The 10,386-nt window shown below is 62.2% G+C and carries 8 protein-coding genes; 4 read left to right on the top strand and 4 right to left on the bottom strand.

Going from position 1 to position 10,386, the window contains the following annotated elements; genetic code table 11:
• Positions 1-1,217: metallopeptidase TldD-related protein (locus B3V69_RS19530; RefSeq protein ID WP_296449105.1), on the bottom strand; the 1,217-nt coding region annotated here is incomplete at its 3' end.
• A 65-nt stretch (positions 1,218-1,282) separates the two neighbouring features.
• On the opposite strand from B3V69_RS19530, the gene yjgA reads away from it, so the two are divergent.
• Positions 1,283-1,906: a ribosome biogenesis factor YjgA gene (yjgA, locus tag B3V69_RS19525; protein ID WP_296449102.1), complete on the top strand. Its 624-nt coding sequence runs from the start codon at positions 1,283-1,285 to the stop codon at positions 1,904-1,906.
• Positions 1,903-2,517 (top strand): molybdopterin adenylyltransferase, encoded by a 615-nt coding sequence (mog, locus tag B3V69_RS19520; RefSeq protein WP_296449101.1) that lies wholly within the window; start codon positions 1,903-1,905, stop codon positions 2,515-2,517. The genes yjgA and mog overlap by 4 nt, the downstream gene beginning before the upstream one ends.
• 105 nt (positions 2,518-2,622) lie before the next feature.
• On the opposite strand, the gene cysE is transcribed toward mog, so the two are convergent.
• Together cysE and B3V69_RS19510 are read right to left on the bottom strand one after the other, a co-directional pair.
• On the bottom strand, positions 2,623-3,396 hold the full coding sequence (cysE, locus tag B3V69_RS19515) for a serine O-acetyltransferase (protein WP_296449100.1): 774 nt from the start codon (positions 3,394-3,396) through the stop codon (positions 2,623-2,625).
• Positions 3,397-3,405: 9 nt separating this feature from the next.
• Positions 3,406-4,251 (bottom strand): RNA methyltransferase, encoded by an 846-nt coding sequence (locus tag B3V69_RS19510; protein ID WP_296449097.1) that lies wholly within the window; start codon positions 4,249-4,251, stop codon positions 3,406-3,408.
• Positions 4,252-4,348: 97 nt separating this feature from the next.
• On the opposite strand from B3V69_RS19510, the gene B3V69_RS19505 reads away from it, so the two are divergent.
• Positions 4,349-5,308: an inositol monophosphatase family protein gene (locus tag B3V69_RS19505; protein WP_296449095.1), complete on the top strand. Its 960-nt coding sequence runs from the start codon at positions 4,349-4,351 to the stop codon at positions 5,306-5,308.
• A gap of 27 nt (positions 5,309-5,335) precedes the next feature.
• Here B3V69_RS19505 and B3V69_RS20685 read toward each other — a convergent pair whose 3' ends face one another.
• Complete coding sequence (locus tag B3V69_RS20685; protein WP_349679237.1) at positions 5,336-8,635, bottom strand: sensor domain-containing protein; 3,300 nt, start codon at positions 8,633-8,635, stop codon at positions 5,336-5,338.
• A 148-nt stretch (positions 8,636-8,783) separates the two neighbouring features.
• Between B3V69_RS20685 and mutS the strand changes: the two genes are divergently transcribed.
• Positions 8,784-10,386: DNA mismatch repair protein MutS (gene mutS / locus B3V69_RS19490; RefSeq protein ID WP_296449093.1), on the top strand; the 1,603-nt coding region annotated here is incomplete at its 3' end.

The following is a 10,386-nucleotide window of genomic DNA, read 5'->3' as shown; positions in this document are numbered from 1 at the left end:
GCGCCGCGCGAGTAGTCGCCGGTGACGTAGTTCACGCCGCTGCCCATCAGCTCGGTGACGAACAAGCCGGTACCCAGTTTTTCCAGCATGGCATCCAGATCATCCCCGGGTCGCGTCAGGCGCGACGTCAAGATCAGGTTGTGCGAGCCACCGGCATTGCCGGTGGTCTTCATGCCGAGCTTGCGGGCTGAGTAGCTGCCCAGAAAATAACCCTGCACGCGCCCGGCCTCCACCACCTGGCGTGCTTTGACCTTGACGCCCTCGTCGTCGAACGGCGAGCTGCCTTTGCCGCGTTTGACAAACGGGTCTTCCGTGAGGTCAATGTGCTTGGGCAGCACCTGCTCGCCCAGCGAATCCAGCAAGAACGAGCTCTTGCGGTACAGGGCCCCGCCGCTGATGGCCTGCACAAAACTGCCCAGCAGACCCGCAGCCAGCGGTGACTCAAACAGAATTGGACATTCGGTTGTGGCAATCTTGCGGGAATTCAGACGACTCAAGGCACGCTCTGCGGCGTAGCGTCCAACAGACTCGGGCGAGGCCAGATCATCGGCGTTGCGCATTGAGCTGTACCAGGCATCGCGCTGCATGTCGTTGCCCTTGCCCGCAATGGGCGACACCGACAGGGAGTGGCGCGAACTGGCATAGCCGCCCCGGAAGCCCCGCGTGTGGGCGCTGAAAAAATGCGATTGCTGGGCCGACACGCTCGCGCCCTCGCTATTGCTGATGCGTTTGTCGGCCTGCAGCGCCGCCGCTTCACCGACCATGGCCAGCTGGGCCGCCTGTTCGCTGTCGACGGCCCAAGGGAAAAAAAGATCCAGGTCGGTGCGCTGTTTGGACGGCTGCGCCACGTCTTTGACATCCGGCAAAGCGGCAAAAGGGTCTGCCGCCGTGAAGCGCGCGATATCATACGCCGCCTGCACCGTTTGTTGAATGGCGGCTTTGGAAAAGTCCGAGGTGCTGGCGTTGCCCCGGCGTTTGCCGAGGTAGACCGTGACGCCCAGTGACTTGTCGCGGTTACGTTCCACATTTTCCAGTTCGCCCTTGCGAACGGAAACGCTCAGGCCGCAGCCCTCGGACGCCTCGGCGCCGGCGTCGGTGGCGCCCAGTTTTTTGGCGTGCGCCAGGGCGGCGTCGACCAGTTCTTCAAAGTAGGGGCGGCTGTAGCTGAAGCCGTTGTCAGCGCGGGGCTGGGCGGGGGGCGTATTGGGTTTCTTCATATCGGAGGCTATGATACTTGGCTCTGCGGAACTCTGTGTCCGCCTCTCCCCCCATTTCTCCTACCATGTCACGCAAACTCAAAAAAGGCTATTTCGTCAAGGGTGTGTTCGTCGCCGAAGGCAGCGAGCTCGACCTGGAGCTCAAGCGCGAACTCAAGGGCACCGACGAGCAAAGCCGCACCGACCTGAAACGCGAAAGCACCGAACTGCAAAAGCTCGGCGAAGACCTGCTCACGCTGCGGGCCGACCTGATGGCCCGGCTGGACTTGACCGACAAGCTCAAGGATGCCGTGGCAGAGGCCAAGCGCATCACCAACTTCGAAGGCAAGCGCCGCCAGATGCAGTTCATCGGCAAGCTGATGCGGCTGGTCGATCCCGCGGTACTGGAGACGGTGCGCGCCGCGCTGACCGAGCAACACAGTGGCTCCGCGCACGAAAACCTTGTTTTGCACCTGGCCGAGACCTGGCGTGATCGCCTGGTTGCCAATGAAGAGGCTTTTGGCGAGTGGATCATCAAGTGCCCCGGCACCGATGCGCAACAACTGCGCGCCCTGATTCGCCAGGCGCGAAAAGACGCCAAGCCCGAGAAACCGGGCGCGGCGGTACGCCATGGCCGCGCCTATCGGGACATCTTTCAGATCGTGCGCGAGCAATTGGGTGCCAAGGACGAGGCGGGTGAAGCGTCATGAATGCCACCGCAAGCCCAGCCTTCGACAGCGTCAAGATTGGCATCGTCTCCATCAGCGACCGGGCTTCGAGCGGCGTGTATGTCGACAAAGGCTTGCCCGCCCTGCAGGACTGGCTGACCCGCGCCCTGAAAAACCCGCTGCAGTTTGAGCCCAGGCTGATCCCGGACGAACAGGCCGTCATCAGCGCCACCCTGATTGAACTGGTGGAGGCCGGTTGCGCACTGGTCCTGACCACCGGCGGCACGGGTCCGGCCCGGCGCGATGTCACGCCCGAAGCCACCTTGGCTGTCGCGCACAAAGAAATGCCGGGTTTTGGCGAGCAGATGCGCCAGATCAGCCTGAAGTTTGTGCCGACCGCGATTCTGTCGCGCCAGATGGCGGTGATTCGCGACCAGTCGCTGATCATCAACCTGCCGGGGCAACCGAAGTCGATTCAGGAAACACTGGAAGGTCTGCGCGACAGCAACGGTGAGTCGGTGATGGCCGGTATCTTTGCGGCCGTGCCCTACTGCATTGACCTGATTGGCGGACCCTACCTGGACACCGTTGAGTCGGTGTGCAAGGCGTTCCGGCCCAAAGCGGCGATTCGGCCCAGCCCGTCTTCGGACTGACTTATTCCATTTCCAATTCGATGCGAGATTAGGCGCACCGCTGCAGACAGCACTTTAGTGCGGCAAGGCGGGGCAACGACATATCGAATTGAATTGGGAATGGAACTACTTGCCGACGAGCTGGTTGAGCTTGTCGGCCTCAAAGTGCTCGTTGCGGGCGGCGTCGCCCGGCACGCAATTGGTGGCCGACCGATTGGCCTGCAAAGTGTCGATGGCCTTCCACAGCAGCGCAATCTGGTGTTCCTGCGACGATGCGTTGTCAATCAGGCCTCGCATGGCCTGGCTCAAGGGGTCGTCTTCCTGGGTGATGCCGTAAGCCGCGAACTTCTTCTCCGGCGACGTCACGTCGGCGCTTTCACCGGCCTTGGACGGAATGATGCGCGCCGGAATACCGACGGCCGTGGCGCCAGCCGGCACCGGCTTGATCACCACCGCATTGCTGCCGATCTTGGCACCGTCGCCCACCACGAAACCGCCCAATACCTTGGCACCCGCGCTCACGACCACGTCGCGCCCCAGCGTGGGGTGGCGCTTGACACCCTTGTACAGCGAGGTGCCGCCCAGCGTGACGCCCTGGTAAATGGTGCAGCCGTCACCAATTTCGGCCGTCTCCCCCACCACCACGCCCATGGCATGGTCAAAGAACACCCGCTCGCCAATCTTGGCACCGGGATGGATTTCAATGCCGGTGAGGAAGCGCGCGACATGGGAAATAAAGCGGCCCAGCCACTTGAAGCCATGGCGCCAGCACCAATGGGCGCGCCGGTGCAGCACCAGCGCGTGCAGACCGGGGTAACAGGTGAGCACCTCCCAGGTGCTGCGCGCCGCCGGGTCGCGGTCAAGAATGCATTGAATGTCGGAACGTAGTCGTGAAAACATCGTGCAAGTCTAGCCTTCCGCGGGTGCCGCCGCTGTCGGCAGGGGTTTGGCCTGCGAAGCGGTCTGGTCCATCATTTTGGCGATGCCCCGTAGAATATGAATTTCCTCCTGCGTGACGCCGGCCCGGTTGAACAGCTGGTTCAGACGCGGCATCAATTTTTTGGGTGCCAGCGGGTCCAGAAAGCCGATGGCAATCAGGGACCGTTCCCAATGCGCCAGCATGCCCGCCACCTGCTGGGCATCGGCCAGCACGGGCACGGCTGTCGCCTCCTGCACGGCGTAGGCGCCCAGGGCCAGGCGCCACTCGTAAGCAATCACCTGCAAGGCCGCCCCCAGGTTGAGGGAACCAAACTTGGGGTTGCTCGGAATGCTCAGACAGGCGTGGCAGCGGTAAACGTCTTCATTGCTCATGCCAAAACGCTCGCAACCGAACAGGAACGCGATCCCCTGCTGCGCCGCAAGGTCCCCAGTCGGTATTGCATCCTCCTCGGACTTATAAGATAAATCAGCCTCCAGCCCCCGTGGAACATGCGCGAGCAGCTCCTTTTTCGATAGCATATCGAAATGCTCACGGGGCGTCACCGTGGGCGGGCCAAAGTCGCGCGGCGTCATGGCGGTGGCGCACAGATGGGTCATGCCCACCAGCGCTTCGTCCAGCGTGGCGACAATGCGGGCGTTTTTGAGCACATCGAGCGCCCCGCTGGCGCGCTGGATGGTCTCTTCGCGGTTGAGCACATTGGCCCAGCGCGGCGCCACCAGCACCAGGTCATCGAAGCCCATGGTTTTCATGGCGCGGGCCGCGGCCCCCACATTGCCAGCGTGGCTGGTGTTGATCAGGATAAAACGTGTTTGCATGAACTCGAAAATCGGGAAAATCGCCGGGACGGGTAAAATCGCCCTATTGTCGCTGCCCGCATCGCCTTGCAGTCCCGTCCCGATCTTGAAAAAATTTATGGCATCCCCCAATCTGCATCCCATGATCAATGTGGCCGTCAAGGCCGCCCGCACCGCTGGCTCCATCATCAACCGCGCCGCGCTTGATGTCGAATCGGTTCGCATCTCGCAAAAACTGGTCAATGACTTCGTCACCGAAGTCGATCAGGCCGCCGAGCTGGCCATTATCGAGACGCTGCTCACCGCCTACCCGGGTCACGGCATCTGGGCTGAGGAATCAGGTCGGGAACACGGTGCCAAAGACTCGGAATTCGTCTGGATCATCGACCCGCTGGACGGCACCACCAACTTCATCCACGGCCTGCCCGTCTACTGCGTCAGCATTGCGCTGGCGGTCAAGGGCAAGATCGAGCAGGCCGTCATTTATGACCCCAGCCGCAACGACCTGTTCACCGCCACCAAGGGGCGTGGCGCTTACCTGAACGACCGCCGCCTGCGCGTCTCCAAGCGCATCCGCCTGCAGGAGTGCCTGATTTCCACCGGCTTCCCGTTCCGTCCGGAAGACGACTTCAACACCTACCTGAAGATGATGGGCGACGTGATGCAGAAGACGGCCGGCCTGCGCCGCCCGGGCGCCGCGGCCTTGGATCTGGCTTATGTCGCGGCCGGTTTCACCGATGGATTTTTTGAAACCGGCTTGCAGGCCTGGGACATGGCCGCGGGCTCCTTGCTGGTGACCGAAGCCGGCGGCCTGGTGGGCAATTTCACGGGCGAGCCGGATTTCCTGGAACAACAGGAATGCATGGCCGGCAACCCGCGAGTGTATGGGCAGCTGGTCGGCATTCTGGGCAAATACAGCAAGTTTGCCAGCGCTGGCGAAAAAGCCGGTTTGCGCCAGGCGGCGCAGGCCCCTGCAAGCGACGCGGCGACCACCGCCAGCACGGACGGCGCAAGCGATAGCGTCACCCATGCGGCCAGCAACACGGCCACCAACACGACGACTGACGCGCCGTTCTAAAACCACGGTAGCGTCGCCACGGGGGCGCTACGACCTGGGCGACAGGTCGCCCAACTGCAGTTGCGCTATCGGCACCGGTTTGCCAAACAAATAGCCCTGAAACAGGGTGCATCCGTTTTTCAACAGAAACTCGCGCTGGCCGGCGGTTTCCACGCCTTCCGCCACCACCGAGAAACCCAGGCTTTGCCCCAAGGCCAGCACGGTGCGGGCAATGGCGGCGTCGTTCGGGTCGGTCAACACATCGCGCACAAACGACTGGTCAATCTTGAGCTGTTGCAGCGGCAACAGCTTGAGGTAGGACAAGGACGAATAGCCGGTCCCAAAATCGTCCAGCGAGAACCTCACGCCCACCGCCTGCAGCTCGGTCATCTTCAGAATAGCGTCCTGGGTGTCGTTGAGCAAAAGACTCTCCGTCAACTCCAGCTTCAATCGTTGCGGGTTGGCCCCGGTCTGGCGCAACAAGGCCAGCACCTGCTGCACAAACTCCGGGTGCCGGAACTGGCGGGCGCTCACGTTCACCGCCATAGTCAGACCCGCCGTGGACGCCTGTGCCGACCAGCGCACCAGTTGCAGGCAGGCGACCTCCAACACCCACTGCCCCAGCGGCAAGATGAGCCCGGTTTGCTCTGCCATGGGAATGAACTCGGCGGGCGGCACCAGGCCGCGCTGCGGATGTTGCCAGCGCACCAGCGCTTCCACGCCCACCACCTGCGCGTCGGCATCGACCACCGGTTGGTAGAACAACACCAGCTCGTGGCGCCGCAGTCCGTGGCGCAGCTCCAGCTCCAGCGCGGTGCGCTGGGCTACCAGCGCCTGCATCGCCGGGTCGAAAAAACGCAGCGTATTGCGCCCGGCCGACTTCGACTCGTACATCGCCAGATCGGCCTGTTTGAGCAATTCATCCAGGCTTTGACGGTGGTCTTCGAACAGAGTGACGCCAATGCTGGGCGTACTGTGGTGTTCCAGGGTCCCCAACAGATACACGTGATTCAAGCGTTCAAGAATTTTCTTGCCGACCTGCTCCACTTGAGCGGTGGCGCCAGCCACGTGGCTGTCAAGGCTTTGCAGCATCACGACAAACTCGTCGCCGCCCAGACGCGCCACGGTATCGGCCTCGCGGACACTGGCCACCAGACGCTGCGCCACCTGCGTGAGCAGCAAGTCGCCGACGTCATGGCCCTGCGTATCGTTGAGGTCCTTGAAGTTATCCAGGTCAATAAACAGCAACGCACCGGTCGATTTTTCGCGCCCGCTGGTCGCCAGCGCCTGCTGCAGGCGGTCCATCAGCAAACGGCGGTTGGGCAAACCCGTGAGCACATCGTAAAACGCCAGTCGCTCAATTTCGTCTTCGGCCCGTTTACGACCTGTGACGTTGCGCCCAATGCCCCGGTAACCCTTGAATACGCCTTCCGAATCAAAAATCGGCTCACCGCTGACGGACATCCAGTAGTTGCGCCCTTGGGCGTCGGTATCCAGCAATTCCAGATCACGGAAGGTTATGTGCGCCTCCAGTACCACCCGGTGGGCCTCCCAATCGGCCTCGGTCAGGTTCAACGCGCCCACCTCCCAGCGCGTCTTCCCGACCCGATCCACCGGCGTCATGCTCACGGCACGGCTTTCAAAGCGCACAAACCTCATTTGGGCGTCCTGCTCCCAGTACCAGTCGGACGACAGCGCCGTCAAGGCGCGAAAACGCGCCTCGCTGTCACGCAGGCCTTCTTCGGCTTGTTTACGCGCGGTGATGTCGGCGGTAAAGCCGTTCCACAGCACGGCGCCATCCGGCTCGCGTTCGGGTACGGCCTGCCCCTGCACCCAACGCACTTCACCGTCAGCAAAGCGCAGGCGATATTCATGGTTCCAGAGCGTGAGATCCCGCGCGGAAGTCCTGATCGAGGCAATGAATTCTTCCAGATCGTCCGGGTGGTGCAGCTTCAGCGTACAGGATGCATCCTGCAGAATTTCTTCAGGCGTCACGCCCCGGTACAGCTCGCGCACGGGATCGCTGATGTACAAGAACTCGTACGATCGATCGGACTTCAGCCGCAACTGAAACATCACGCCGGGCGCGCGGCTGGTGATTTTCTGAATAAACCCAAGCTTTTCCTGCAGGGCCAGGGTGGCTTCGCGTTCATTCGTGATGTCTTGCACCACGCCAAAGTCGATCGCCTCGGCACCATCTTCCGACCAGAGTTGCATGCGCGAACGCAACCAGTGCACCCGTCCATCCGGATGATGCCATCGGTACTCCACCATGGCGCCATCCACCTTGACACGAGCCTCTTCGAACTTTTTTAAATCGTCCGAATGAATGCCGCTGCGCCCGGCCAACTTGTCCAGAACAGTCCCGGGTTCAAGCCCGGCCACCCCGTACAAACCATTGGACCAACGCAAGCTACCACTCACAGCGCTGGACGTCCAGTAGCCCACGGAAGCGAGGTTCTCCATCGACTCGAACAGCCGAATCTGCTGATTGAGCCGGTTGTTGGTGGCCTTCAAAAGCTGTTCGCTGGCCAGCAACGCGGCCTGTGCCGCTCGCTCGACGGTCACGTCTTTAAGATAGCTCAAAAAATAGGCGGTGCCACCGATCTCGATACGGGAAGCATTGAGCTGCAGAATGAGTTTCTCCCCATCCGACCTGACGAACGGCACATCAAGATTGCGCAGGCGCCCCGACTCCCGCATGGGGCCCACCGCTGCATCACGATGCGCTCTATTGGTCCAAAACCCAATCTCGATCGTGGTTCGCCCCAATACGTCCTGCAGCGACAGACCCGTGAGGCGGGACCATTCTTCATTGACATCCACGTACACGGCATCACTTTCACGACTCAGCGAAATGGCCACGGGGCTCTGACTGAACACGACCGCCAGCTGTTCCTGCGAGCGCATGCTCATGATTTTGGATTCGAAAGCGCCGGAACTGTCCCAGAACTTCGCCACCACCCGACCCGGTGCCAGCTGAAACGCAAAAAAATTGAAGGCTTTCCCCAAAAACAGGCCCTCGCCGAGCAGGCTGCGAGGCCCCAGCACGCCACCGTGTCGCGCCACCCGGCGCAAGCCAGCCTCTATATTGGTGACGTGCAATCCAGGAAACAAAGCAAGTAAGGATTCCCCGACAACCGGTGCGCAGGCTTTGCCCAGGAGTTGATCCGCCATGGCGTCGGCATGGATGAACACGAGACGATCGTCCTCACGCAGCTCGAACTCAAGTTTTCCCATCAACGACCCCGACGCATCGGCGACCGATTGCAAACGATGCTGCGCATCCCGCAATTCCTCGCGCAGGCGCTGGACTTCCTCTAACAGATTCACCGGGACATAACTCATTTCTGGACAGACATCAGCGTGACATTACTCGAAAGCGGGATTGTGACGCAAGCGGGTTTCCCCACGGATAGCCGCCCAAGGATGCGTATCATCCTCGACTACGCGCAGCAGGAAGCCCTCCATTTTGAAAGAAAGAACCCCGCCCCCCATGTCAGCCCTCCCGGTCGACGGTCACACCCCCATGATGGCCCAGTACCTCGGCCTCAAAGCCGACTACCCCGACACCCTGCTGCTGTACCGCATGGGTGATTTCTACGAGCTGTTTTTTGCCGACGCCGAGAAAGCCGCGCGCCTGCTCAACATCACCCTGACCCAGCGCGGCCAATCGGCCGGGCAGCCGGTGGTGATGGCGGGCGTGCCGTTTCACTCGGTGGACACCTATCTGGCCCGGCTCATCAAGCTGGGCGAATCGGTGGCGATTTGTGAGCAGATGGGTGAACCCACGGGCAAAGGCCCGGTGGAACGCAAGGTGGTGCGCGTGGTCACGCCCGGCACGCTGACCGACATGGAGTTGCTGAGCGACAAGACCGAGTCGCTGTTGCTGGCTGTACACCAAGGCTCGCGCAACAGTTGTGGCCTGGCCTGGCTGAGCCTGACGCAGGGCGAGGTGCATCTGGCCGAGTGCAGCCCTGACGAGCTGGCGGAGTGGGTGGCGCGCATCAGTCCTGGCGAGCTTTTGTTCAGCGCCGGGGCGACGCCAGCGTTTGAGGCGCGCTTGCGCGGGCTGCAGGCGCCCGCTGCGATGTCCCTCACCGTGCGGCCCGACTGGCAGTTCGACCCTGCCCTGGGCGAGCGCACGCTGCTCAAGCAGCTCCAGGCGGCGACGCTGGCCACCTGGCAGGCGCAAGACCTGCCGCAGGCCCACGCGGCGGCGGCCGCACTGCTGGGCTACGCCGAGCACACCCAAGGGCGCGCTCTGACCCACGTGCACGGCGTACGGGTGCAGCGCAACGACGAACTGATTGACCTGCCGCAAACCACCCGGCGCAACCTGGAGCTCACGCAGACCCTGCGCGGCGATGACAAGCCCACCTTGTTTTCGCTACTGGACAGCTGCATGACCGGCATGGGCAGCCGCCTGTTGAAAAACTGGCTGCTGGCGCCCCGGCGCGACCGCAGCGAGGCGCAGCAACGCCTTGACGCCATCACCGCGCTACGCACCGGGCCCTGGGACCGCCTGCGTGAGCAACTCAAGGGCAGCACCGATGTGGAACGCATCACGGCCCGCATCGCGCTGCGCCAGGTGCGTCCGCGTGAACTCGTCGCCTTGCAGCTGACGCTACAAAAAACAGAGCTGCTCGCGCCCGTTCTACGGGGGCTAGAGGCCTATTTGACTCAAATCTCTGGACACTTGCTGCCGCCCGACGGTTGTGCCGGGCTGTTGGCTCGCGCCATCGATCCCGAACCCGCCGCCCTGGTGCGCGATGGCGGCGTCATCGCCACCGGTTTTGACGCCGAGCTGGACGAGCTGCGCGCCATCCAGACCAACTGCGACAGCTTTCTGCTTGACCTTGAGGTGCGCGAAAAAGCCCGCACCGGCATTGCCAACCTGCGCGTGCAGTTCAACAAGGTGCATGGCTTTTTCATCGAGGTCACGCAAGGGCAGATCGACAAAGTGCCCGACGACTACCGCCGCCGCCAGACCCTCAAGAATGCCGAGCGCTTCATCACCCCCGAGCTCAAAGCCTTTGAAGACAAGGCCCTCAGTGCACAAGAACGCGCCCTTACCCGTGAAAAATGGCTGTACGAGC

The organism is Rhodoferax sp. UBA5149, from assembly GCF_002413825.1.
Classification (GTDB): domain Bacteria; phylum Pseudomonadota; class Gammaproteobacteria; order Burkholderiales; family Burkholderiaceae_C; genus Rhodoferax.
The sequence above is the reverse complement of the archived record's forward strand: the minus strand, read 5'-3'. Positions and strand labels throughout refer to the sequence as shown.

Excerpts from the sequence above, each read along its gene's own strand:
- cysE (WP_296449100.1), bottom strand. The coding sequence starts at position 3,396 with ATGTTTTCACGACTACGTTCCGACATTCAATGCATTCTTGACCGCGAC.
- mog (WP_296449101.1), top strand. The coding sequence starts at position 1,903 with ATGAATGCCACCGCAAGCCCAGCCTTCGACAGCGTCAAGATTGGCATC.
- B3V69_RS19510 (WP_296449097.1), bottom strand. The coding sequence starts at position 4,251 with ATGCAAACACGTTTTATCCTGATCAACACCAGCCACGCTGGCAATGTG.
- yjgA (WP_296449102.1), top strand. The coding sequence starts at position 1,283 with ATGTCACGCAAACTCAAAAAAGGCTATTTCGTCAAGGGTGTGTTCGTC.
- B3V69_RS19505 (WP_296449095.1), top strand. The coding sequence starts at position 4,349 with ATGGCATCCCCCAATCTGCATCCCATGATCAATGTGGCCGTCAAGGCC.
- B3V69_RS20685 (WP_349679237.1), bottom strand. The coding sequence starts at position 8,635 with ATGAGTTATGTCCCGGTGAATCTGTTAGAGGAAGTCCAGCGCCTGCGC.